This window comes from Streptomyces sp. NPDC017225, from assembly GCF_044331465.1.
Lineage (GTDB): Bacteria > Actinomycetota > Actinomycetes > Streptomycetales > Streptomycetaceae > Streptomyces.
Genome location: NZ_JBIRNE010000009.1, coordinates 43,391 through 66,584, shown reverse-complemented (window position 1 = coordinate 66,584; position 23,194 = coordinate 43,391). Strand labels below are relative to the sequence as shown.

Annotated in this window: 19 protein-coding genes and 1 pseudogene; 13 read left to right on the top strand and 7 right to left on the bottom strand. The window is 70.2% G+C overall.

Annotation, left to right across the window (positions count from 1 at the left end; genetic code table 11):
- The first annotated feature begins 95 nt into the window (after nucleotides 1-95).
- The gene (locus ACH4NX_RS20545) at nucleotides 96-290 is read left to right on the top strand and encodes a ribbon-helix-helix protein, CopG family (RefSeq protein WP_398128139.1); all 195 of its coding nucleotides are present in this window, start codon (nucleotides 96-98) and stop codon (nucleotides 288-290) included.
- A complete protein-coding gene (locus tag ACH4NX_RS20540; RefSeq protein WP_398128138.1) occupies nucleotides 287-679 on the top strand; it encodes a type II toxin-antitoxin system death-on-curing family toxin in 393 nt (130 codons plus the stop codon). Before ACH4NX_RS20545 ends, ACH4NX_RS20540 begins: the two co-directional genes overlap by 4 nt.
- A gap of 561 nt (nucleotides 680-1,240) precedes the next feature.
- On the opposite strand, the gene ACH4NX_RS20535 is transcribed toward ACH4NX_RS20540, so the two are convergent.
- The 5 genes from ACH4NX_RS20535 to ACH4NX_RS20515 form a co-directional block, all read right to left on the bottom strand.
- The gene (locus ACH4NX_RS20535) at nucleotides 1,241-1,741 is read right to left on the bottom strand and encodes a hypothetical protein (RefSeq protein WP_398128137.1); all 501 of its coding nucleotides are present in this window, start codon (nucleotides 1,739-1,741) and stop codon (nucleotides 1,241-1,243) included.
- Nucleotides 1,742-1,771: 30 nt separating this feature from the next.
- A complete protein-coding gene (locus ACH4NX_RS20530) occupies nucleotides 1,772-1,900 on the bottom strand; it encodes a hypothetical protein (RefSeq protein WP_398128136.1) in 129 nt (42 codons plus the stop codon).
- A gap of 130 nt (nucleotides 1,901-2,030) precedes the next feature.
- Nucleotides 2,031-2,267 (bottom strand): helix-turn-helix domain-containing protein, encoded by a 237-nt coding sequence (locus ACH4NX_RS20525; protein ID WP_078992515.1) that lies wholly within the window; start codon nucleotides 2,265-2,267, stop codon nucleotides 2,031-2,033.
- Between the two features lie 35 nt (nucleotides 2,268-2,302).
- Nucleotides 2,303-3,070 carry a hypothetical protein gene (locus tag ACH4NX_RS20520; RefSeq protein ID WP_398128135.1) on the bottom strand — a complete coding sequence of 256 codons (768 nt, stop codon included), beginning with the start codon at nucleotides 3,068-3,070 and terminating at the stop codon, nucleotides 2,303-2,305.
- 304 nt (nucleotides 3,071-3,374) lie between these two features.
- Nucleotides 3,375-3,533, bottom strand: a complete 159-nt coding sequence (locus ACH4NX_RS20515; RefSeq protein ID WP_398128134.1) for a hypothetical protein — start codon at nucleotides 3,531-3,533, stop codon at nucleotides 3,375-3,377.
- A gap of 245 nt (nucleotides 3,534-3,778) precedes the next feature.
- Here ACH4NX_RS20515 and ACH4NX_RS20510 point away from each other — a divergent pair, with 245 nt between their 5' ends.
- On the top strand, nucleotides 3,779-6,538 hold the full coding sequence (locus ACH4NX_RS20510) for a tetratricopeptide repeat protein (RefSeq protein ID WP_398128133.1): 2,760 nt from the start codon (nucleotides 3,779-3,781) through the stop codon (nucleotides 6,536-6,538).
- A 30-nt stretch (nucleotides 6,539-6,568) separates the two neighbouring features.
- On the opposite strand, the gene ACH4NX_RS20505 is transcribed toward ACH4NX_RS20510, so the two are convergent.
- The gene (locus ACH4NX_RS20505) at nucleotides 6,569-7,471 is read right to left on the bottom strand and encodes a serine/threonine protein kinase (protein WP_398128132.1); all 903 of its coding nucleotides are present in this window, start codon (nucleotides 7,469-7,471) and stop codon (nucleotides 6,569-6,571) included.
- A gap of 39 nt (nucleotides 7,472-7,510) precedes the next feature.
- On the opposite strand from ACH4NX_RS20505, the gene ACH4NX_RS20500 reads away from it, so the two are divergent.
- The 5 genes and pseudogenes from ACH4NX_RS20500 to ACH4NX_RS20480 form a co-directional block, all read left to right on the top strand.
- Nucleotides 7,511-9,073 carry a PD-(D/E)XK nuclease family protein gene (locus ACH4NX_RS20500; protein ID WP_398128131.1) on the top strand — a complete coding sequence of 521 codons (1,563 nt, stop codon included), beginning with the start codon at nucleotides 7,511-7,513 and terminating at the stop codon, nucleotides 9,071-9,073.
- Complete coding sequence (locus tag ACH4NX_RS20495; RefSeq protein WP_398128130.1) at nucleotides 9,070-10,197, top strand: hypothetical protein; 1,128 nt, start codon at nucleotides 9,070-9,072, stop codon at nucleotides 10,195-10,197. Before ACH4NX_RS20500 ends, ACH4NX_RS20495 begins: the two co-directional genes overlap by 4 nt.
- 10 nt (nucleotides 10,198-10,207) lie before the next feature.
- Nucleotides 10,208-13,717 carry a hypothetical protein gene (locus ACH4NX_RS20490; RefSeq protein WP_398128129.1) on the top strand — a complete coding sequence of 1,170 codons (3,510 nt, stop codon included), beginning with the start codon at nucleotides 10,208-10,210 and terminating at the stop codon, nucleotides 13,715-13,717.
- 31 nt (nucleotides 13,718-13,748) lie between these two features.
- Complete coding sequence (locus ACH4NX_RS20485; RefSeq protein ID WP_398128128.1) at nucleotides 13,749-16,517, top strand: pPIWI_RE module domain-containing protein; 2,769 nt, start codon at nucleotides 13,749-13,751, stop codon at nucleotides 16,515-16,517.
- A 516-nt stretch (nucleotides 16,518-17,033) separates the two neighbouring features.
- Nucleotides 17,034-17,413, top strand: a pseudogene (locus ACH4NX_RS20480) (hypothetical protein); the annotation flags it as partial.
- 202 nt (nucleotides 17,414-17,615) lie between these two features.
- Here the strand turns inward: ACH4NX_RS20480 and ACH4NX_RS20475 are convergent.
- A complete protein-coding gene (locus tag ACH4NX_RS20475; RefSeq protein WP_398128127.1) occupies nucleotides 17,616-18,815 on the bottom strand; it encodes a hypothetical protein in 1,200 nt (399 codons plus the stop codon).
- Nucleotides 18,816-18,900: 85 nt separating this feature from the next.
- Here ACH4NX_RS20475 and ACH4NX_RS20470 point away from each other — a divergent pair, with 85 nt between their 5' ends.
- From ACH4NX_RS20470 to amiA, 5 genes are all read left to right on the top strand, one after another.
- Complete coding sequence (locus ACH4NX_RS20470) at nucleotides 18,901-19,878, top strand: ABC transporter substrate-binding protein (protein ID WP_351392853.1); 978 nt, start codon at nucleotides 18,901-18,903, stop codon at nucleotides 19,876-19,878.
- Between the two features lie 83 nt (nucleotides 19,879-19,961).
- A complete protein-coding gene (locus ACH4NX_RS20465) occupies nucleotides 19,962-21,104 on the top strand; it encodes an iron ABC transporter permease (protein ID WP_398128341.1) in 1,143 nt (380 codons plus the stop codon).
- Nucleotides 21,101-22,108: an iron ABC transporter permease gene (locus tag ACH4NX_RS20460; protein ID WP_351392857.1), complete on the top strand. Its 1,008-nt coding sequence runs from the start codon at nucleotides 21,101-21,103 to the stop codon at nucleotides 22,106-22,108. The genes ACH4NX_RS20465 and ACH4NX_RS20460 overlap by 4 nt, the downstream gene beginning before the upstream one ends.
- Before the next feature lie 20 nt (nucleotides 22,109-22,128).
- On the top strand, nucleotides 22,129-22,950 hold the full coding sequence (locus ACH4NX_RS20455) for an ABC transporter ATP-binding protein (RefSeq protein WP_351392860.1): 822 nt from the start codon (nucleotides 22,129-22,131) through the stop codon (nucleotides 22,948-22,950).
- 57 nt (nucleotides 22,951-23,007) lie between these two features.
- Nucleotides 23,008-23,121: a streptamidine family RiPP gene (gene amiA / locus ACH4NX_RS20450; protein WP_240661371.1), complete on the top strand. Its 114-nt coding sequence runs from the start codon at nucleotides 23,008-23,010 to the stop codon at nucleotides 23,119-23,121.
- Nucleotides 23,122-23,194 lie beyond the last annotated feature (73 nt).

Here is a 23,194-nt window from a genome sequence, read left to right as displayed (position 1 = left end):
CTCCGCAGGCGCTGCGAGCCGCCATCTTCGGCCGACGCTTTTAGGGCACAAGACACTCGACCGCTCGCGTGATACCGGTCAGGTATCATGGCCGTATGGCGATGACACTCCGACTTCCCGACGACCTGGACGCGCAGCTTACGGAGCGGGCCCGTCGGGAGGGCCGCAGCAAGCAGGAACTTGCCATTGAGGCCATCCGTGACGCCCAGGACCGGGCCGAGCTGAAGGTCGATGACGTCCTGGCCGAGCTGATGGACAGCGATGCGGAGATCCTGGACTACCTGAAGTGACCGACGTGCGCTACATCCAGATCGACGAGATCCTGGCCATCGCCCGCACAGTCAACGGCACCGAGCACAGCGTGCGTGACATGGGCCTTCTGGTGTCGGCGATCGAGAGGCCCCGGACGAACGTGTTCGGAGCCGAGCTGTATCCCACGCTCCACGAAAAGGCCGCGGCACTGCTGCACTCCGTCGCCCGCAATCACGCGTTGGTCGACGGCAACAAGCGCACTGCCTGGCTCGCCACACGTGTCTTCCTGCGGTTCAACGGCGTCAGCGCCGGTACCGCCCCCCCACCCGTCTCCGTGGCTGGCCCGTTCGTCGAGGAAGTCGCGCAGGACAACATCGATGTACCGGCTATTGCCAAGCGCCTGTCGGCCTGGTTCCCCGTTTCCTGACGTTCGACGGCGTGGGTACGGGACGGAATGAGGTTCTGGGCGGTGCTGGCTTCTGGCAGTCCGCCGGGGGACTGACCCGTTCGTTCAGCGGGTGGATTCGTATGCTTTCGCGAGATGGGGCAGCGGGTCCGCTCGGCGCGAGAATGGCGTCCCACGCGCCTTCCCGTTTGGGCGGCAGGCAAGGTTCACATTGGCTACGGCAGTCTCTTCCCAACCAACACCCGCCCTCTGCTTTCCCGGCGGTCACGGAACGCGCTGTCCGTGCCCCTCGCGCGCCCCCCCGTGCGGACTGAGCCGGTCCTCTCGCCTCCAACAAGCTGTGTCTGCGGTATCCACCGTCCACGTCCACAGCTTGGAGGGGGACAAGGTGCCGGAGGAATGGATACGGGCTCTCGTGGCGGACTTCGGATTCGAGTGCAGGGAGCGTCTGCGGGTCAGCGACACGGAGGCGTCCATCAGCCTGCCGGTGGCGAAGCTGGTGGAAACATTCGGGGCGCGCTGGAAGCTGAGTCCTCGCCTTCATCCTGAGTATCCCTTGCCCGAGGCCCGGGTGCGTCCGGACTACGCGGTGGAGACATCGGGGCGCATCACCGGCTTCCTGGAACTGAAGGCGCCAGGGCACGACGTCACGCCCGACGGCTTCACGAAGCGGGACCGGGAGCAGTGGGAGCTGATGCGCGGACCGCGGTGGCCCGGTACCAGTCCGGTTCCTGTGGGCACAACTCGGGCGCGCAGGTGCGCCCGGACGAGGGCTCGTGCGGCGGTGACGCGGTCGGGGTTCTCGTTGGTGGCCTCGGCAGCGTCGAAGGCCGGGATGCCGCCCAGCCCGTGCTCCGTGTCGTCGCGAAGTTGTCCAACCTGGTCTTCGGTGCGGGAGACGCCGTGTAGGCGTCGCTTCCCCAGTCCTGCCGGTCGGAGAAGATTGGGTGGGTGCCAGTCCTTCGTGCCCACGACTACGAGGACCTTCGGGGTCGTCCCCTCGATGGCGGTCGTGGCGAGCGGTGCGTAGGGCTGGGCCGCCGGGGCGTTCAGATCCGCGCCCCGGCCAGGCGCGGCGATCATGACGTGGGCGCCGAAGCGTGTGTCGACGGCTCACCGGCAGGTTCGGGGTTGACGGGCGTGCTCGCCGTAGCTCGGGTCGGTGATCGCCGGCGGGTCCACGAACTGGCCGACGCGCGCGGGCTGTCGGCCGCCGAACCGCTCGGCGAAGAAGGAGGGCATCCCTTCGCCCTCCGATTGCCGAGCAGCCGTGGAGAACCGTGCGGCGCACGTCGGCGGCGAACGGCCCGTCGTAGGAGGCAGGGCCGTGCGGCTCCATGGCCGATGCCACGGAGCCGCACGGTGGTTACCGTCAGAAGCCGACGCTCGGATCGTCCGTGTCCTCTTCCGGGTCCACGCTGTACAGCGGGCGGTCCTCGATCCCCAGGGCGCGCATCAGCTCGTTGGTCGGAATCCTGTACCTACGTCCGATGCGGAGGACGGGGCAGGGGAACTCGTGCTCGCGGATCAGCCGGTACGCGGTCGTCGAGCCGATTCCGAGTGCTCGGGCCGCCGTGCGCAGGTCCACTGCGACGGGCAGGTCGAACATCTCCGTGAAACTGAGGCGGCCCTCTGCCGGGTCCTTCACCCTCGCCTCCCCGCAGGGCGGACCGGCCGGGTGTCCGCGCGGCGCCCGGGCCGTCGCCTCTTCCCGGGACTGTGACCCGCCGGACGGTCCTGCGACCCGTCGTCGGTGTCGATGAAGATTCCCTGTCGGCGCAGATGCTCCGGGCGCACCCGGAAACGCAGCGGTGCGCACAGCCTGTCCGGGCCGTCCGGACGGTCGACCCGTACGTCCAGGCTCTCCGCCGCCGGAGCGTCCGCCTCCTCGCCGGACGCAGTGAGAGCGTGCTCCTCGGTGATGCGTTCGATCTGGGCGGAGGGAAGCTCCCGCAGCCCTTCCCGGGCGAGATGCCACGCCCTGGCGCGCGCCGCGTGCAGCAGGGAGGAGTCGGTGAGACAGCTCGTGCCGTCCCGATCCGCCAGCTTTTCCAGGAGAGTCAGGACCATCTCGGCCTCCACGTCCGACCGGTCGGCCCGCAGGCGCGTGCAGACCCGGTGGACCGTCCCGGTCAACCGGGGCAGGGCCAGCCAGATCGCCAGGAGTTTCCCCGTGCTGTCTGGAGTCAGGTCGCTCTGCGCCGTGCGGATGACCTCCTCCCAGACCGCGGTGGCGAACTGCGGGTCGGAGCCGGGGCCGTACAAGGCCTTGTGCGTCTCGGCGGCGGTCAGCCGAACCGGATCAGCCTCGTCGGCGTCCGTGGGGACGAGCACGAAGACCGCGTCACTGGTCCGGGGATCGTCGAAGTGCCGCCTCACCGAGGCGAACGCACTGCTGTGCGGTGGATACATCAGGAAATGTCCTCTCTTCAAACTGCGGACGCCTGAGTCCGGAGGTGCTGGAGATACCGAGATGCTGGACGAGGTGGGTCCTGTGGTGGGGACGCACCGCCTCATATCCGCGTCAAGCGGAGGCGAGTCCCACCAGCCTCACTTTGATGCGTGAGCATGCGGTAGTGATCTTCTCGACCAGATAACGCCGCCTTTGACCACGAGCGTGTAACAAGCGCGGCAGCCAGGCCGCGAGCTCGCCGGTGACGAAGTTCGCGAGGCTGGTGGGTGCCCGTACAGAACGGGCACCCACGAACTGTTGCGCTCAGGCGGTCTCGGAGGACGAGGTGTCCGGCGCCTCGGTGGGCGGGCTCGCCGGGGTGGTGTCCTCGGTCCGGACGGCCGCCCGCCGGCGGCGGCTCGGCGGCCAGTCGGGGGACTGGCGCAGACGGGCTGCCCGGCGGTTGCGCTGACGGCTGTTCATCGGGTTCGCGGTTCCTCTCTGATGAGTCGATGGATGACTAAGCCGCTGTTTCGTGCTTCTGCGAGCGGCTGGTGCCATCGTGCCCGGGGGTGAAGCGGGGCCGCAGAGCGAAAACTGAGGGATAACTGAGTCCCCGGGGGGCGTGAAGAAGCAAGCGCGTGTGAAGCGGCACAGCGCGGCGCACAGATGAAGGAGCGCCGGCGAGGAGCCGGATCATTGACTGCGGCGCGGTGAGGGGGAGGGTGATGGAGGGGTACGTGCTGGGCCCGGTGCGGGCCGAGGGGGACGGCGGCAAGAGGGTGGTCGAAGGGTCGAAGGTGGCGGCCCTGTTCGCGCTCCTGGTGACCTCGCCAGACTGCCGATGTAAGAGGAAGGACATAGCCGAAGTCCTCTGGGAGGGCGTCGAGGACGTCGGCGATCTGGTTAACCGCGTCGTCGCCGACCTGCGGAAGCGGCTGGGCCAGGAGTCCGTGCCCCATAGCGGCAAGTCGGGTTACTGCGCGCTCCGCGTGCCGGTGGGAGACGTCGACCTGCTCCGTTTCCGCGAAAAGGTGAAGCAGGCTGAGGGACTGAACTGCAAAGCGCAGTTCGAGCTGCTCGGCGCGGCCTTGGAGGAGTGGGACGGCGAGGACGAACCGTTGCACGGACTGTCCGAGACCGGCTTCCACTTGCGTCGGGAGGAGCTACGGGCCGAGTTGATGGCCGCCGTGTACGCGCGGCTGGACGCAGCGTACAAGTCCAGGGAGGTCAAATGGCTGCGCGAGGAGACGGAGGAATGGTTCGAGCGCGCGCCGGAATTGCCCCAGATCTTCCGGTTCTACCTGCTCGCCCACGCAGACCTGCCGGAGTCCCAACGTGAGCGGCTCATCAAGAAGTGGGAGAAGCGCAACGGAAAAGCGGACGTTGATGTACAGAGCGCCATCGACCAGGTCCGGGGAGAGAACCGTCGACCGGGCGGGGCGCTCCTGCCCCCCGTTCCCGACCAGTTGCCCGGCGGCAGGCGCAAGCCGATCGGGCAGGACGAGCTGATTGGTGACCTCTTCGAGGCCGTGTGCGAGGAACGGGTCGCCGGCAATCTGGCGCTGGTCCTGATCAGCGGCATGGCGGGCGTCGGGAAGACCACGGTGGCCGAGAACCTCGCCGGTCGGCTGCGGGAGCGGTTTCCCGACGGGGTGCTGCGCGGCGAACTGAACGGATTCGCCGACGGAGACGTGCGGCCCGCCGAACCGGACGAGATCCTGGACGGCTTTCTGGCCGCGCTGCCGCCCTACACCGCGGTGACCGGAACGGAGAGCAAGAGCAACGCGCTGCGGTCGGCGCTGGCCCACCGGTCGGTGCTCATCGTCCTCGACGACGCGCTCAGCGCCCAGCAGGTGCTGCCGCTGCTTCCCGGAGACGGTACCTGCGCCGTGATCGTCACCAGTCGTAACGACCTCTTGCGGCTGCAGTCCGAGAGAAAGGTGCTGTTCCGCAAGATGGAGGCGCTGCACGAGGCGGACGCCCTGGAGGTGCTCCAGGAGAAAGTGTCGGCCGAGGACCGGGCCAAGCACGCCGTGCCCTTCAGCAAGCTGGTCCACCTCTGCGGTCGGCTGCCGTTGGCCCTCGTGGTGGTGGCCCGGCTCTTGGAGGTCGGGGCGCGTCCGCTGCACACCCTCCCTGCCCTGGTGCGGGAGATGGAGAACGAGCTGGAGCGGGCGAAGCTGGACACCCTGGACCTGCCCGAGCACGAACTGTCGGTCCGCGCCGCGCTCAACTGCTCCGTGCGCGTGCTGAATGAGGAAGCCCGGCTGCTGCTGTGGCAGCTCGCCGTCCACCCCGGGCCCAGCGCTTCCTGGGAGGCGGTGATGGATCTGGGACGGGCAGTGGACGAAGGGACGCGTACCGACCGGGCCCTGGTGGACCTCGTGGCGGCGAACCTGGTGGAACATCACGGCGACCGCTACGGGCTGCACGACCTCGTGCGGGCCTTCGCCCTTCGGCACGTGCGGCCGGTGCCGGACGGAGAGAACGCGGAGATCGAGCGGGCGACCGTACGACAGGTGCTGGAACACCAGCTGCACAACGTCCGCGCCTGCGACCGGGTGCTCGACCGCGAACGCACCCTGCCCACCGGCGAGCCCGGAGCAGTCAGGGTCACCGACCCCGCGGACCTCGCGGAGGCGATGGCGTTCCTGGACCAGGAGTACGCCACCGTCCAGCGAGGCATTCACTTGGCGATCAATCGGCGTATCGACCGGTACGTATGGCTGCTTCCGATGGCCCTGGTCATCTACCAATGGCGCCGCCGCCTGCTCGATGATGCGCGGCAGAACCTCCGGTACGCCGCCGAGGCGGCGGAAACCGTCGCCGGTCCGGTCGATCGCGCCATGGTCCACCGGTCGCTGGCAGGGACCCACTGGCGGCTCGGTGAGTACGACTTGGCGGTGGGCGCCCTGCGCAGGGCCGTCCGGCTCAGCGAGGAGGACCGCAGCACGGAAGGCCGGTTGAGTCTGGCCCGTACGCTGCACCGGCTCGGGCTCACCCTGCGCAAGCAGGACGACCTGACGGGAGCGGAGGAAGTGCTCCGCCGTGCCCTGGAGTTGTGTCGGGAGGTGTCCGACCGGGTCGGGGAAGCGGCTGTTCTGAACGTTCTCGGCGCGATCCACCTCGACCGGGGCGAGCACGAGCGGGCGCTCCGTCGGTGCGCCGACGCTCTGGGCGTGGTGGAGCGCACGACGGAGCGCAGCGGTCTGGCCGATGTGCTGTTCACACTGGCCAAGGTGCACCTGGCCCGTTCCGAACGGGACGAGGCCATCACCCTGTACCGGCAGGCCTCCGACATCTACCGCGAACAGGAGAACTGGCCCAACGAGGACAAGGTACGGATGCTTTTCGCTGATGTCCTGGTGTCCGCCGGCGACACCGACGCGGCGGTGCGGGAGCTGGAGAGAGTCATCGTGCTGCGTGAGCTGATGGGTGGTGAGGGGGTGCGGGAGGTCCGGGAGCGGCTGGAAGGGCTGAGGTGACCCGCCCGGTCGGCGGCCGTCGGCTCACCGTCAAAGCCGGGGCGGATGCGTGCGGTAGTACTCGGTCGGGTCCGGGCGCAGGGGCTTCGACGGCCGTTGCGAGCCGAGCTGGGATAGGTAGCAGCGGAGCCGGTCGAACACTTCACGGACATCCGCGGGGCGCTCCGCCGCCTTCCACCGGACCATCCACAGAGCCAGGGAGGCGAACTCCGGGGGTAGTTTGGCGAGCCGGTCGGCCGGCAGCACCGGGGTGCCCTCTTCCGCCCGCTCGTCCTGTCCGCCGTAGGGCAGGCGCATCACGGTCATCTCCAGCAGGATGCAGCCGAGTGCGAAGATGTCCGCTTGCCGCGTCAGACCTGACGGGCACGCGTCGGACTGCTCGGGGGAGGCCCAGCCGCGCGTGCCGCGTGCGTATTCCGTCTCCTGATCCGCCATGACCGCGTGGCCCATGTCAATGAGCCGGAGACGGCCGTCCGGCTGCACGATGACGTTCTCGGGCTTGAGATCGCAGTGCACCAGATTCCGGTCGTGGACTTCTGCCAGAATCTCGCACAGTTGGCCGATGACGGCCGCAACGGTCTCAGGATCCTTAACGGGCAGGGCCGCCGACAGGACCTTCTGCAGTTGGTGCCCTTCGATAAATTCCATGACCAGGCACCGGCGTCGCCGGTGTGTCCCCGTGGCGATGACTTCGGGAATCGCCTGGATTCCCGTCAGCATCATCATGCGTGATCCCTCTTTGAGGAGTTCATCACCGGCCCAGTGGAAATCGCTCTCGGGTCCGAGGTCCCGGGCCTTCTGAAGCTTCAACGCCACCTTCTGCCCGCTGCTGCGGTCACGCCCGAGGAAAAGGTCGCCCTGGCCGCCGTCACCGACCATGTCCAGCACCTCGTAGCGGCTCTCCACATCGCCGACCTCCTCGATCTCCCTCACGGCCATCCACCTTCCCTCCGAAACGAAATGGAGCATGAAATGTCACAGCCATGGCTGCCCCCGGACGGGGTGACCCGCACGTCCGACGTCATCACGGTATCCGCCGGAATGTTCAAGGGGGGAGAGTTCCGATGCCCCGCCGCGGACGCTCTCAAGACCCGCGGTTACCACACCACCGACCCCGTACCGCGCCGCCGTGAGCGGTTGGAGCACTTCACTCTGGGCCCCTTCATGGCTGCCTGCGACATCCGTTCGGCGCCTGCCGGCCACCCGCCCCGGACGCGTACCGGGTCCTTGCACGACGGTCTGCGGACCTGGTCGGAGCACGGCGTGACGTTGTACGAGGCGGCCTTCCCCCTCGACCTGGAGCGCCCCCTGCACGAGGTGCCCGAGCCGTGGACGTACCGCTACCGGCCGTCCGGTCCCGACCCGCGCGACGCTCAGGAGTACCGCCTCACCGTGTGGGGCCGCTGCCTGGCCTCCCCCGACGGTGCCTACCGCGAGCTTCGTCTGCCCGTGCACCGCCTGCGCGATCTGCCGCCCGACGGGTTCACCGCGGCCGTCGCCCTGGTGCTGGCCGAGGGCGCCCCCGGACCACCTCCGGAGCACGTACGGATCGTGGAGTTCGCGCTCTTCGACGGCCGTACGCGGGAACTCTTCGCGGGAAGCCGGGAAGAGGCGCGCGCTCGGTACCGCGAACACGGCCCTGCCGCCTTGGCCGGCGTACTGGACGGACGGGAATACCGCCCGGGGTCCGCCTGTGGCGGATGCCCCTACCTGTCGGTGTGCCCGGCCCTGCGCACAGCGCCCGGACTGCTGGGCATCGAGGCGCACGACCGGCCCCGCCGCACCTGGTCGGTCACCAACGGGCGGGCCTACCGAGCCTGCCCGGCGCGTGACCACATGCGCCGGCTGCACCTGCCCACAGCGGATTCCGTCGAACGCGAGGTGACGGCCGAGCGCGGCCGGGCGCTGCACGCCTACCTCGCCGAACGGCACGCCCACGGATCGCCTCGGCCCTGCACGGTCGAGGTCCCCGAGGAGTGGGTACCGGAGGGATTCGACCTGCCCGCACACGAACGCGCACTTGGCGCCCTGCTGTTGCGGCGGCACGCCGCGGTTTGTCCGCTGCGGTACGTCGGGGACGGCACGGATGTGCGGACCGAGCCCCGGGTGGTGCGGTACGACACAGCCGCCGACGTGGTGGTCCTGGCCGCGCCCGACCTGCTCTACCGGGATGCCGGGTCATGGGTGTGGCGCGAGACCAAGAGTTCCGTCACCGATCGGCGGTCCGATCGCCCCCTGCTGGAGCGCTACCCGCAGTTGGCCCTGGCCGTCGTCCTGATCGCCCGCGGTGACCTGGGCGGTGAGCCGTTCCGCGCCCGGGTCGAGCTGGAGGTGCTGCGCCCCGGTGGCGCCGACTTGGAGATCATCGATCCCTCCGCCCCGGCCAATCGGGTCACCGCCGAAAAGGTACTGCGGGCGATGGTGGCCGACTGGCACGGGGACGACCAGTACGCGGCCCGGCCCGGACGCTCCTGCGAGCGGTGCGAAGTGGCCCGTTGGTGCACGGCGTCGTCCGTCAGCGAGGCCGCGGCATGAGGGCGGGGTCGGCCGGCCGGGCCGATCGGCCGGACGCCGGCGAGGCGCCCGAGGGCGTGGGCAGCGACCTCTTCGGCGAACTCGCCCGCATGGTGGCGGCTCTCTCCGAGGCCCAAGGGCTCCGTTCCTTCACCCTGCCCTATCCCGGCCTCGCCCAGCGGGCGCTGGATCACACGGTGATGCGCTGCCTCGATGCGGGGGAGGCGCCGCCGAGGAGTCTTCCGGAGCTGTGGGAGTGGTGCCGGACCAGGCCGTCCGACGACCCACTCTTCGCGGTCCCCTCCTCCCTGGTCTCGCCGGGCACCACGCTGGTGCACCGGGTCGGCCGGATGCCGACCCGGTCGTGTCTCGAGGTGGCCTCGCACGGACCGGACGGCGGCGTGGCGGGACACGCCCGCGCGCTCCTCGGGGACCTGCACGCGCGGAGTGGAACGGAGGAGCGCTACCGGCAGTGCAGGGCGTTCCTGGCGCGTCACCCGGTCGTCCACCAGCAGGACCGCTTCGCGCCGGGTTGGAACAGGGCGGTCTGGAGCCGGGTCAAGAACCTCTACGGTCCGTTGCCCGAGTTCCTGCTCGTCGACGGAGACTTCCTGTACTGCCCCTCGTGCAGGCTCCCCGCGCTGCCCCGGGACAGTGCCGTGCCCGTACCCGGACTGTCCGGCACCGGCGCGGAAGTCTGGTGCGAGGGGGAGGACTGCCCGCGCGACGCCCCTCCGCGGCTCATCCGTGAGCCGGACCAGGCGTGGATCCTGCAGCGCTCGCTGCGGTGGTACCTCGTACTGCCGCACCGCACCGACGAAGCCGCCCGGGAGGCACTGGAGCGCGCCGGAGTCGCGTATGAGACCCTGCCCGGTCTTCTGCCCGCCTACCGGCTCAGGGACACCGGCCCCCGCATCGTGGACATCCAGGTGTACGACCGCCTGCAGCCGGCGCTCCTCGCAGCCCATCTCACCGACAACACACCCCTCGCGGACCGCACCCTCGTGGTGGTCCCCGACGCGCTCGCCGGCCGGGACGGCTACCGGCAGGCCTTCATCGACGCCCTTCCCGCGCTCCTGCGGGACCGGCTGGTGCTCACCACCCCCATGGATCTCGTGCCCGACCTGGGACAGGCCCGGCGATAGGAAAAGGACGATGCGTAGCATCACCCCGCCCTTGACCGACGTGTTCAACGCGCTCACAGCATTTCTGGGGTCCTCCGTGCCCCGGCCCGCGCTGGAAGCCCTCTGCCAGGTCGAACTTGGCCTGTGCCTCCAGCGAAAGATGATGCCGGGCAGCCCCGCGGGCAGCGCCTGGGTGTTGTTCAGCGGGTACGGGTTCGCCGAGGCCCACCGGGCACCGTTGCCATCCGATGCGGCGAAAACCCTGCGTATCGCCAGGTACTCGCTGTGGACGCTGCGCCGGAGCCGTACCTGGCTCGAGGCGCTGGACACCTACCAGAGGTTCGACCCCAGGGTGCGCGCCTACGACGTACCGGACGCCGCGACACCCGCCGTCCGCCGCGACCTCTCCGTCGCCGGCGACCGCTTCTCCGTCTACGAACAACTTCTGCGTGCCGCACCGCCGCTGGCGGGCAGGCGCCTGCCGGTCGCGGGTGAGGGCCCGCACGCCTTCCCCGTCAGTCGCACCATGGCCGTCGTCGACCTGCCGCCGGTCCCCAGCACCCACCTCGTCGCCCACGACATGGACCTGGAACCGGCCGGCGGCGGCGAGCCCTTGATCTTCACCAGGGAGAGCCTGGAGCGCACGGCGGCGGAGATGGACGCCCAGCACGCTCGCTCCGGCAAAGGCCGGGCACCACGGTGGCTGGAGCGTCTACGGTCGTTCGACCTGTCCACCAAGGAGAACGGAACCTTCCACAAGGCGAGGAAGGACGAGGACTTCGCCTTCACGGTCGACGGCATCCAGCACCTGCTCGGCATCGTCGGCGCCGGAAAGAGCACACTGCGCGACATCATCGCCGTCCATCTCGCCAAGCTGGGCAAGCGCACCACCATCGTCGTCACCGATGTCGCGGAGGTGCTGAAGCTCGTCCGGCTCTACGACCTCTACACCGACGGCGCCGCCGCACCCGTGCTCGGCTCCTCCGGCCGTGAGCGGCACGCCCAGCGGTTGCACCGTCGGCTGGCAGGCCGGGGCGAGCACCGACTGCTCGCCCACGACGACCCCGCCTTCGCCTACCTCGGCACGTCCTGCCTGCTCAACGTCAGACGGCAGGGCGCCACGTCGACGACCGAACCACTCGCCTACGGCGAGGCACCCTGCTCCCGGCTCCGCCCTCCCTCGGCCCTGCGGCGTGACCCGAGCGACGGACAGCACTTCGCGTGGCAGAAGAAGGTGACGAGCTGCCCGTACTGGTCCGCCTGTCCCCGTCACCACGGAGCTCGGACCCTGGTCGGCGCCCTGATCTGGGTGGCCACGCCGGCCGGACTGATCGACGCCTCGCCGCCCCGCCCTCAGAACGGCGAGCGCATCCGCTTCCTCGAACTCGCCTGCCGCCGTAGTGACCTCGTGATCATCGATGAGGCCGACCGTGTCCAAATGGAGCTCGACCGGACTTTCGCACCCGCCGTGGTCCTCGCCAGCGACGAGGACAAGGGCCTCATCGACCAGCTGAGCCGGCACAAGATCCGGGAACTCGCGGCCGGCGGACGCACCCAGCTCTCCGAACGGGACGTCGAGACCTTCGCCGCCGCCCTCAACACCGCGGGCGCGGCCACCGACCGGCTGTACGCGATGCTCGTCGCCGGGTACGAGCTGCGCAAGTGGGTGCGGACGGGCTACTTCAGCGCCTGGACCCTCCAGCTGGGGCTCCTCGACGAACGCTACGAACTCTCCGACGACAGCGGTCCGGACCACCCTCATCACGCCCCCCGCGAGGCTCTCGGGAAACTGCTCGACGCGTTCCGGGACAACCCCTTCGGTGACCGTCACCGTAGGACGGAGGAGGACTTCAGCCGGCTGACCGCCCTCCTCAACGAACTGCTCCACACCGGCAACCCGGAGAACACCCGGCGCCGCCTCACCGAGGTCATGGACGAGGTCTTCGCCATCGACCCGACGTACACGACTGCCCGGCAGCGGAAGTACCAAGAGGCGTACGACACGTGGCGGCGCGATGAGGAGGAACAGGAGAAGAAGCGCGGACGCCGCAGGAAGCCCAAGCCTCCGCCCCAGACTCCCGAGGAATGGCGGAAGCAACTCGCGGAGCGCTTCGAGTTCACACTGTTGCTCAGCGCCCTGGAACCACGGCTCGCCATGATCAACGCCATGTGGCCCCGTGTCGAGGCCGCCCTCAGCCTGGGCTTCAACACGATGTACCGCCGGCCGCTCGACTACGGCCCGATGGTGCCCGAGGCCCCGATGGGCAATGTCCTCGGCTTCCAGTTCCGGGTCCCGGGTGAGGACAAGGGCGGAGTCCGCAGTGGCGAACTGACCTTCTTCCGGTGCAGCGGCGTCGGACGTGAGCTGCTGCGCGCCATCCCCGATCTCACCTCCGTGGACGGCAGGCCCGGTGCCCACTTGCTGCTCATGTCGGGCAGCAGCTGGGCGGGCGCGTCCAGCCGCTACCACGTCTGCGTCCCGGTCGGTGTGGTCATCGAACCGCCGGCCGAGGTGACCGAGCGCATCGCCAGCGAGAGCTCCATGCGCTTCGAGTTCATCGACGACGGCGACGAGAAACTGCGCATGTCCGGAACCCACCCGGACGACCGCCCGGAGAAACTGCGCCGCATCGCCTGCCATCTGGGTGAGGGTGGAGACGAGTACGAGGTCACTGGCGGTGGTCCGCTCCAGCAGGAGTTCCTCTCTCTTCCTCCAGGGCGCGACCAGATCCTTCTGCTGGTCGGCAGCTACGCCGAGGCACGTGTAGTGGCCGACACACTGCACAACCTCAATGTCCGCTGGCACAACAAGGTGCTGTGCCTGGTGTCGGACGACGAGGAGATCACCGCGGAGGACGAGGCGCCGTCCGCCTACCACGCCCGATCACTGCGCCGGGGCGACGTCGAGCATCTGAAGGACCTCGAGGCGGACATCCTGGTGGCGCCCCTGCTCGCGCTGGAACGCGGCCACAACATCCTCAACAAGGTCGACGAGGCGGCCATCGGCACGGTCTACTTCCTGGCACGGCCCCATCCGCACCCAGAGGACCTCCACCTGGCCGTCAACGCCGTCAACGACTGGGTCGTCCGCGCCGTCACCGGCGGTGACTTCGCCACCCTGGTGCAGGGAAAACCCACCGTCGAGGAAGGAGCGGAGGAGTTCCGCCGCCTCGCCCGTTCGTACTGGTACCAGGTACTCGCCCGTTCGATGGCGTGGAGCCGTCTCGACGACGATGTACGGGAACAGGTCACCTGGGACATGCTGGTCCTGTTGTGGCAGGTGATCGGGCGACTGGTACGCGGTGGCGTACCGGCCCGGGTGGTCTTCGTCGACGCCGCCTTCGCCCCCAACCGCGGCGCCGTACCGGCGCGGCCCGACACCCCCGAATCCAGTCTGCTGCACAGCGTCCTCGCCGTCCTGGACCCGTATTTCGACGGCGGCACGACGACCGCGGAGGAGCAGTTCATCGTCCGCGCCCTGTACGCGCCACTGCGCAGCATGCTCACTCGCCTGCTCGCCGCCGTACCCGCCCACCCGTAAGCGCCGAACCCCTGTCCCAGGAGGTAATTCCGTGTACCACCACATTCGCGTCGCGGCCTACGAACTCGACCCGCTCCACGGACCCTGGCGGGAGGAGATGAAAGTACTGCGGCTCGGCGAGGACCTGCACGCCGAGCTCACCGGGCTGCATGCCGAGGCGGACAAGAACTCCGTCCACCCCCACCGGCTCCCCGTGCGCAGGCTCAACTCCCTGCTCCAGGCGATGGCGCCAGGCGTCATCGCGACCGGCCGCAACGCCGGGACGGATGGCCGTCTGCCATGGCTCTACGCGCGGGAAGCCGTCCCGCCGGACGTGCTGGCCCCGGTGGTAGGAGCTTGGGCGGCGGGCATGCACCGGGAGGACGACGACTCGGAGGGCGCCGATCTCGAGGAGAGGCTCCGCTCCGGTGACCCGGCCGAGACGGTACGTCTGCCCCACTGGGAGACGGAACCGGTCGACCTCGCCGAGAGCGTGCTCTCGGCGGGCGGAACCGCCGAACCCGCCGCGCGGCTCTACAGCCTGCTGCCCGAGTGGATCGCCTTCCGGCTGGCCGCCCGGACGTTCCGCACGGGCGGCACCACACTCCACTTCCGCGTCGAGAGCTCGGGTGACGGCGCGCGACTTGTCTCCTGGCCTCCTCAGCGATACGAGCGCCGACGGCAGACCTGGTACTACTCGGCCTGCCTCACCATCACCGTCCACACCGTGCCCTTCGCCCCGCTGTTCCGCGTCCATGTGTCCACCCAGGTACGCCGGTGGGCCACCCGACTTGACGTACGCCCCCACCAACTCGGTGGTACGACCGTTCTGCTCGACGCTCCTCTGCCGTGGCCGGAAGGGCCGGACCGGGGCCACCGGCTGATGGTGAACACGCTGGGCTACGACCGGCGGTCGAAGGAACTGGCCTGGCGCCGGCACAGCCCCGCACCGCTCGTGCCCGAGCTGGACATCGTGCGCAACTACCCCCGGCCCGAAGCGCTCTTCTCCGACCCCGAACGCTGGATCAACGGTTCCGGGGACGTGGCCGCCGGCATCGTCTACCACCCGTCGATCGGCCCGCACGAGGTCGGACCCGGGCTGATGCCACGGGAGAGGGCGGATCTGGACGCCTGGGTCGAGGAAGGGCTGCGCCCCCTGCTGAGCAGGGTCCCCGACCTCACGCGCGTCTCCCGGAGCAACACACCCTCCCTGCTGCCCCGTTCCGGCGCCGGACGCGTCCCGGGCGTCCGCGACGCCCAGCTGGCTCTGCAACGGCGGGCGGCGCTGACACGCGCACTGAACGGCCGCCCCCTGGAGATCGACGTCTTCTGGCAGTCCCCGGAAACCCGTGCGGCGCTGCTCGCCGAGCTGCCCAAGCTCATTGGTCTTCCCGCCGGGCAGCAAGTGCCGTCGGCCGACGGGGAGACCTGGCAGTGGCAGTGCGAGGGGGTCGACATCCGCGTCCGGGCCCGGCCCACAGGACCCTTGGCCGACGCCCTGCCGACCACCCGAGCCCGCGGGCGCCTCAGGGCCGTCCGGCTGGCCGAGGCCATCGAAGGGCGCTGCGGGCTCGTGGCGGACCAGGCGGACCCGCTCCTCGGCGGGGCCGGAGTCGTGATCACGGAGATCGCCGGCAAGGAGCGCTTTGCTGCCGTCCCGGATTCCGACCCCAAGCACGCGCTGCGCATCGCCTGGGCACGGCAGGGACGGCTGACCCAGTTCGTGAACTCGCCTGACGACACCGACAGCGCTCTGGAACACCGGGCCAGGTGGACCTGGCTGGACGCCTTCCGGCAGCTGGGCGCGATCAGCCCGCCCGCCCATCGGGTGGGAGCCGGCATTCCGGGCGACCTTCAGTACGCGGCGCTCTGGCTCGTACGCCACACCAGGAAGGGGCCCACGCGATGCCCCGTCCACCGGCTGGTGGCGGTGCGGGTGCGCCCCGGGGACGGACCGGGCGTCATCGAGGGGTGGGACGCAGAACGAGCCGAATGGGTGCCGTATCCGAAGCTGTTGCTGCTGCTCACCCAGGCACGGGAACCGGCGGCGAGCGGCGGGAAGGAGACCGGCACGGGGAAGCTCGTCGATGACTCGGCAGCCCCGGGAGGATCCCGGCCCGCTGCCCGCCCGGGCGTGGAGCAGGACAGGCAGCTGGAGACCGAGCGGCAGATCCGGGCACTGCTCTTCCAGCTCCGCGACCGCCCGACGCTGCTGCTGGTGGACGCCGGCAATCTGCGCCAATGCTGGCCTGGCCTGCGCAACGGTGCACTGGACCGCGACACGCTCGGCTTCGGGGCCGAACCCGCCCAGCGGCACACGCTCTACGGCCACGACCTGCGGGTGCTGCTCGTACGGGACGCCAACGCCCGGGGTGAAGTGGCGGAGTGGTACGCCCACGACACCAAGGACGGGGTCGGCTTCGCCGAGGGTGTGTGGGGGACGGCGGATATGGAAGGCCGTGTCTTCGCGAGTACGGCCTCGAAGCCGCACACGGTGGCGAAATTGCCGAAGGGGCTCATGAAGCTGGTGCCCACGGCACAGGGCCGGACAGCGCCCGGGAAGACCGCGTGGAACCCCGGGCAATTGGAGATCACCGTGCTCGGCTGTCTGTCGGAGAAGGCGCTGACGGACTCGGGGCGTGCGGGTGACCCGCCCGACCGGCCGGCGGAGTGGGCGACGCTCGCGCACCAGCTGCGTTACCACGACGACTACCCGCCGCTCGCCCGGCCTCTCCCGCTGCACTGGGCGCGTCTCGCCGGTGAGTACGTGCTTCCGGTGGCCGGAACGAAGTCAGTGGGGAGTACGTCATCCGCTTCCTGAGCGAGGTGCCGCCTGAATGGGGCGTCCCAAACGATCGACGCTGATAAGGATCAATGCTTCCCTCGTGTGAGCGCCGAAGCCTGAACCTGACCACGGGGACGGCGTCTGGTGCACTTCTTGCTGGGATCACTGGGCGTCCGCCGTGACGCTCGTTTGATGCTCTTCGCACCTGGTGGCCCCAAGACGGAGACGAGGGACGGACCTGACCTGCGGTTTTCTCTGAGTTCACCCGGATGACATGCTTCCGATGACGCACCATGTGGAGTGCGTCGCCATCCTCGAACCGGCCGCGAAGGGCTCCTGACCTGCGGTTTCGACCGGGCGTCGGAGGTCTTGGCCTGTTTCGGGGTATCCAACAGGTGAAGGCTCGTGTATCCGTCTCACCTGGGGTTTTGTACTGGGGTGACGGGTGGGCCGGCCGGTTTTCAAGATTCTTGACGCTTGTATGACACTCATGATCCGTCGGCCGGACCGGGCCGTTGTCGGGGCGTAGTGAGGCCCTCAACGGCTTGGAGCCCCGAGGCCGGGCTGGAGCGGCCCGCCCGGGTCTCCCTCATCGACACCGAGAAGAAGAAGCTGCGTCTGGTGGGCCTGGGGCACCAGACGCAACTTCCGCACACCGGCCCCGCGGTCCGCAAGACGAGGCCCTGGTTCTCGGCACAGACGGCTCCGTCCACGTCATCGACCAGAACACCGGCAGGATCGAGAAGGAGACCCCCGCCGAGGGCGAGTGGCAGCAGGCTTGGCCCACCCTGTTCGTCCGCGGGCACGTCGCGTACGTCTCCGAGCCCGGAAAGAAGGCGCTGCACGCCATCGCCGTGGAGACGGGGGAGAAGATCACTTCCGTCGCCCTGCCGAAGAGCGCCAACGAACTGTCGGGCGTCGTCGCCGGACACTGGCTCCGCAACGTGCCCTCGCCACATCGGCCTTGTCGCTGCGGTGGCGAGGGCACACCGCTGTCCCGCCGCGGGACCGGGCCCCCGGGTCTCCGGTCCCGACGGGAGGAGCGGCGTACGGACGCACGTGAGGCGGGGTACCGGGTTTCGCTCGTGCGGCGGCTGTCGGGGACACCTGGAACGCGTCGGCCCGCGCGACCCGTCACCGACCCACGGGATCACCGTCGGCACCGTCGTTCCGGACGCGCAGTGTCAGGTGTCCGCCGTGATGCAGCGGTGTGCTGAGCCGCGGACGGGCCGCCTCGTAGCCGGTCTCCGCGTCGATGATGTGCACCTCGCCGTGGCCGCCCCGGGTGACGGCGACCCAGTCGGAGCCCGGTGAGGCGGCCACCGCTCGGCGTTGGACGCCCTCCCAGGGGGTGCCGCCGCGACGTGGAGCACCGCCCATACCGGGTAGGGGGAAGCGGCGGGCGGCGCCGTCGGCGCCGAGCAGGATCAGTTCGTCGCCGTCGGGATGGACACGGGTGAAGGCGGTGTGGCGCCGGGCGAGGGCCAGTCGGAAGACGAGCCCGGGACCGAGGTTCGTGAGCAGCGTGCGGCCGGTTCCCAGCTCGTGGTGCCATGCCTGGTTGGTCCACTCCGCCCAGCGCAGCGGGTCCGGGTCGCCGCCGCGCAGCGTGGTCCACAGTGCCTGACGCCGGGTGTCGAGCCGGAGGTACCAGCCCCGGGCGGGCGACCCCCACGGAATGACCGCCTCGGCAGCGAGGATGTCGCCCTTTCTGCGGGCCCGGTGCACTCCCTGGCTCGTGGCCGCGAACACCTGCTCCGAGCCGGGTGCCTGTGCGTCCCCGTGACCGTCGTCCGGCAGCGGCAGGAGCGCGTGCGGGGCGACCAGGGGGCAGCCGGGCGGAGCCGCCAGGAGGTCCGCGAACCGGTGGACGGCCAGCGCGCCGGGTTCCCGGTGCCGCAGTACGACCAGGGAGTCGGTCTCGCCCAGCACGGTTACGCCCGGTTCGCCGATACGTGTCCGCACCTGTGCGGCCTCCCCGGTGGCCAGGTCGAGGACCGTGAGCAGGTCCGACCACGGTTCGCTGTTCTTGCCGAGGCCGGTGGTGACGGCCAGTCGGCGGCCGGACGGGTCGCAGGCGAGGTGCTCGGCCGGCACGGCGACCGGAACCGTGCGTTCCACGAGTTCCTCGGCGTAGGGGTCGAGCACCAGTAGTTCCCCGCGGCGGTCGTCGACGCAGGCTACCCGCCCGCCCGGCAGCGCCAGGAACCCGGCGTGCTCCGAAAGGTGACGGCCGGTGAGGCGTCCTGCTACCGCACCGTCCGGCACGGTCAGCAGGTGTACGTCTCCGGCCACATGGTCGGAGACGAACAGGACGGGTGTGGCAGCAGGCATGAGTCCTCCAGGAACTGATCTGGTGAAAACGATAATCATGTATCTTCAGTGCGTTCCCGGTACCTGAAAAGAAGCGAGGGCATCGATGCTGCGCTCACCGTCGAGATTCGTTCGCAGTTGGCTCACCGCAGCGGCGGTGGGTTCGCTCCTGGTCGGCTGCGGCTCGTCCTCCGAAGAACCCGCGAGCGACAAGGCCAGGCCCGAGGCGAAGACGGAGGTGACCGTCGAACCGATCAAGGCGTCGACGGGGTTGACCGACACCAACGGTGTCAAGATCTCCTTGAAGAAGGAGCCCGAGAGGATCGTCTGTCTGTTCGCCCTGTGCGACGACATCCTGACGGAACTGGGCATCGTGCCGACGGCCACCAACAGCGCGTTGCTCGCCCACCCGGACTTCCTGGGGGAGGAGAAGGCCAAGGAAGTGGACGTCGTCCCCGGCGGGTTCATCGCCCCGGAGGTGGAGGCGATCCTCTCCCACAAGCCCGATCTCGTGATCGGTCTCGGGGACACTCACGGCAAGCTCGCCCCAGCGCTCAAGGGAGTCACCACGTTCTGGGCCATGCAGCCCGAGACGTGGCAGGACAGCGTGGGCTACCTGCGCGACACCGCCGCGCTCACCGGCCGCACCGCCCAGGGGGAGAAGGCGGAGAGGACCTTCCGGGCGAAGCTCGCCGAGGCCGAGCGGACCCCGAGCGACAAGACCGCGCTGATCATCTACGGCAGTGACGAGAACTTCGGCGTCGCGACGCCCGAAGGTGACGTGGCCGCCAGCCTGTTCCCCAAGATCGCCGACTATCCGTGGAAGTCCCGTGGTGTGGAGGGCAGTTACAGTCTCGAGGAGATCCTCGCCAACGACGTCGACGTGCTGTTCGTCGAGACGCTGAGCTTCGGCGACGCGGACGGCGAACTGTCCGAGAAGCTCGCCGGGAACCCGCTCTGGGGCAAGATCCCGGCAGTGAAGAACGGTGACGTCCACGAGGTGAACTCAGAGGCGTGGGCCAAGGGGCGCGGCACCCGTTCGCTGGGGATCGTGCTCGACGAGGCCACGGCCGCGCTGCGGTGAGGACGTCCCCCCCGGTGCCCGCCACGGTGGGCGGAGAGCGGCCGTCGCGCGGTGCGCGGAGGTGGCAGCCGTTTCTCGTGATCGTGTTGCTGGCCGTCTCCTCGGTCTGCGCGCTCAGCCTCGGCACCCCCTACGTCCCCCCGCACCGGCTGGTCACCACTGTGCTGGAGGGGGACACCACCCTCGCCGGGATCGTCGTGAGCGAACTCCGCGCGCCCCGGCTGCTGCTGGCGTTGGTCGCCGGAGCCTGTCTGGGGGCGGCCGGACTGGTGCTCCAGGAGGCGCTGCGCAATCCGCTGGCGGTGCCGGAGATGCTGGGTGTGTCGTCCGGGGCCGCGCTGGGGGTGGCCGCGCCGCTGGTGCTGGCCTTCTCGCTGCCCGCCGCCGTCCAGCCCTTGCTTGCCATCGGCGGGGCCGCCCTCGGTGGAGGGCTCACGTTGCTTGTCGCCGGGATCGGCCGCGGTCCGTCCGCCGTGTTGCTGACCGGCGCGGCGGTGGCGGCCGCGTTGCAGGCCGCGCTGCTCGTGCTGATGGTCATGGCCGACCAGTTGGACCTCCAGCTGATCTACCGCTACCTGCTCGGTTCCCTCTCCGCCCGGACGTGGGACGACGTGACGGGCCTGTGGCCGTGGCTGCTCGTCGCGGTGCCCGCACTCGTGCTGTGCGCGCCGGTGCTGTCCGTGCTGCGACTGGGCGACGAGGACGCGGAGGCGCTCGGTGTGCGAGCTCAGCGCGCCCGGCTGGCAGCGCTGGCCATCGCCGTGGTGCTGATCGCTCCGGTGACGGCCGTGTGCGGGCCCGTCGCCTGGGTGGGTTTCCTCGCCCCACACCTGAGCCGCTGGTTCGATCCCGCGGCGGGAGCGGTGCGCTGGCTCCCCTGGTCCGCGGCCTGGGGCGCTGTCGTCGTGGTGGTCGCCGATGTCCCGGCCCGGTTGGCGTTGGCACCCGTGGAGACGCCTGCCGGCGCGTGGACGGCCCTGCTGGGGGTGCCGGCCGGCGTCGCGCTGATGCGGTCGGGTGGCCGCCGCGGGGCGGCGGCCCGGCGCGGACCGGCCGCTTCGGCCGGGGTGCGCGAGCCGCTGTCCGGGCCGCGGAAAAGGACTTCGGGTGTGGCGGACGGAGTACCTCCCGCCGGGATGGCGCGTCACGCTCACCGGGGCGAACCCGGGCCCGGCGGCCCGACCTCGCCGCTTCTCGGGACGACCGGAACGGAGGACGTACGGTGACCCGGCGTTTCACGGCCCTCGCGGCACTGGCCGTCGTGTGCGCCGCGGTGGAGGTGCTGGCCGGGCGCGGCATGTCCCCGGGGGCGGTCTGGGACGTCCTCAACGGCGGCGGTGACGCGACGGAGCGCCACATCTTGTTCCAACTGCGTCTGCCGAGGCTGCTGGTTGCCCTCGGCGCGGGCGCCTGTCTGGCCGTGGCAGGGCTGGTCCTGCAGTCCGCACTGCGTAACCCCCTGGCCGGGCCCGAGGTGACGGGCGTGACCCCGGGGGCGGTCCTCGGCGCCGTCACCGCGACCGCCCTGGGGCTCGCCGGGTGGGATTCGCCCCTGGCCGTGGTCCTCGCCGCGTGCGTGGGCGGATGCGCCGGAGCGGCGCTGCTGTGGCTGCTCGCCGGCCGCGGGCGCGGTGATCCCGCGCAGACCGCCGTGCACGGGGTGCTGGTGTCGGCGGTGCTCGGCGGGCTCACCGCCATGGTGCTGCTCGTCGAACCGGGCGAGCTCGGCAGCGTCGTGCAGTGGCTGGTGGGCACCACGGAGGGCCGGGTGTGGGAGCACTGGCACCTGTTGTGGCCGTGGGCGCTCGTCTGGGGGGTTGCCGCCTGGCTGCTGGCGGGGCCGTTGACCCTGCTGCGCTGCGGGGACGAGATCGCCCTCGCAGCCGGTCTTTCCGCTCGCCGGGCCCGGAGCCTGGCCCTGCTGTGCGCGGTGGCCCTGACCGCCGGCGCCGTGGCTGCCGTCGGCGCGCTGGGCTTCATCGGGTTGCTCGTCCCGCATCTGGCCGTGGCCGTCTTCGGTGCGGACCTGCGCCGAAGCCTTCCCGGCGCCGCCCTGACGGGCGCGGTCGTGGTGTGCGGGGCGGACGCGGCGGCGCAGTTGTCCTCGCGGCTGCTGGCGACGGCGCTGGACTCCGGACGGCTCACGCTGCCGGTCGGGGCGCTCACCGCCTGCTTCGGTGCCGCGCTGCTGCTGCTCGTCGTGCGCCGCACGCCGAGCCGTACGTTCTGACGTCGAATTGAGGACAGAGCATGATCGAGTCCGTGGGGATCCATGTCGAGGGGGTCCACTTCGGATACCCCGGACGGCCCGTGCTGCGGGGCGTCGACCTGACCGTCCGGCCGGGCGAACTGACTGCCCTGATCGGCCTGAACGGTTGCGGCAAGTCGACCCTGCTGCGGCTGGCCGCCGGGCTGCTGCAACCCGACGAAGGGCGCGTGCTGCTCGGCGGGGACGACCTCGCGCGGCTCTCCAGACGCGCGACGGCACGGAGGGTGGCCTTGCTGCACCAGTCGGCTCCGGCCGTGCCGGGCATGACGGTGAGTCACCTCGTGCGTCAGGGCCGGTACGCGGCACGTGGCCCGCTGGGCATGCTGCGCGAGGGTGACGACCCCGTCGTGCGCCGGGCGCTGCGTGACGTCGGGGTGGAGGAATGGGCCGAACGTGACGTCGACGCGCTGTCCGGCGGCGAGCGGCAACGCGTCCGGCTCGCGATGGCGCTCGCTCAGGACACCCGGGTCCTGCTGCTCGACGAGCCGACCACGTACCTGGACCTGCACCACCAGCTCGACGTACTGCGGACCGTGGTGCGTCTGCGCGAGGACCGCGGGCTCACGGTGGTGATGGTGCTGCACGACCTGGCCCACGCGGCCCGGTTCGCCGAGCGGATCGTCGCCCTGCGGGAGGGCCGTGTGGTGGCCGACGGAGCGCCGAAGCAGGTCGTCACGCCGGGGTTGCTGGCGGAGGTGCTGCAGGTGGCCGGCCGGGTCGGTGAGGATCCGGAAGGGGGGTGGCCCGTGTGTTACCCAGATCACCCCATCGCGGCACTAGAATATGAAAATCAGATTCATTAGATTGTGGTCACGGCGCTCATCCGAACGCCGTATCTCCCTGCTGATGAAGGAGAGTTCATGGACAACGAGCAGGTCTTCGCGCCGATCGCCGACCCGGGTCAGCTGGCTCACGACTCGGCCTCTCACTCCAACGCGCTCGTGGAGAACCCCTTCGACGACACCGAGGAGTAAGCGAGGGCCCAGCCACCCTCGACCGTGGGCCCGCCCGATGCCTTCCGGGCGGGCCCACACCCGTCCCAGGTCC

Bases quoted from the DNA above. Each gene is read 5' to 3' on its own strand.
- ACH4NX_RS20545 (WP_398128139.1), top strand. From the start codon at position 96: ATGGCGATGACACTCCGACTTCCCGACGACCTGGACGCGCAGCTTACG.
- ACH4NX_RS20535 (WP_398128137.1), bottom strand. From the start codon at position 1,741: ATGATCGCCGCGCCTGGCCGGGGCGCGGATCTGAACGCCCCGGCGGCC.
- ACH4NX_RS20530 (WP_398128136.1), bottom strand. From the start codon at position 1,900: ATGCCCTCCTTCTTCGCCGAGCGGTTCGGCGGCCGACAGCCCGCGCGC.
- ACH4NX_RS20525 (WP_078992515.1), bottom strand. From the start codon at position 2,267: ATGTTCGACCTGCCCGTCGCAGTGGACCTGCGCACGGCGGCCCGAGCA.
- ACH4NX_RS20520 (WP_398128135.1), bottom strand. From the start codon at position 3,070: ATGTATCCACCGCACAGCAGTGCGTTCGCCTCGGTGAGGCGGCACTTC.
- ACH4NX_RS20515 (WP_398128134.1), bottom strand. From the start codon at position 3,533: ATGAACAGCCGTCAGCGCAACCGCCGGGCAGCCCGTCTGCGCCAGTCC.
- ACH4NX_RS20510 (WP_398128133.1), top strand. From the start codon at position 3,779: ATGGAGGGGTACGTGCTGGGCCCGGTGCGGGCCGAGGGGGACGGCGGC.
- ACH4NX_RS20500 (WP_398128131.1), top strand. From the start codon at position 7,511: ATGTCACAGCCATGGCTGCCCCCGGACGGGGTGACCCGCACGTCCGAC.
- ACH4NX_RS20495 (WP_398128130.1), top strand. From the start codon at position 9,070: ATGAGGGCGGGGTCGGCCGGCCGGGCCGATCGGCCGGACGCCGGCGAG.
- ACH4NX_RS20490 (WP_398128129.1), top strand. From the start codon at position 10,208: ATGCGTAGCATCACCCCGCCCTTGACCGACGTGTTCAACGCGCTCACA.
- ACH4NX_RS20475 (WP_398128127.1), bottom strand. From the start codon at position 18,815: ATGCCTGCTGCCACACCCGTCCTGTTCGTCTCCGACCATGTGGCCGGA.
- ACH4NX_RS20470 (WP_351392853.1), top strand. From the start codon at position 18,901: ATGCTGCGCTCACCGTCGAGATTCGTTCGCAGTTGGCTCACCGCAGCG.
- ACH4NX_RS20455 (WP_351392860.1), top strand. From the start codon at position 22,129: ATGATCGAGTCCGTGGGGATCCATGTCGAGGGGGTCCACTTCGGATAC.
- amiA (WP_240661371.1), top strand. From the start codon at position 23,008: ATGGACAACGAGCAGGTCTTCGCGCCGATCGCCGACCCGGGTCAGCTG.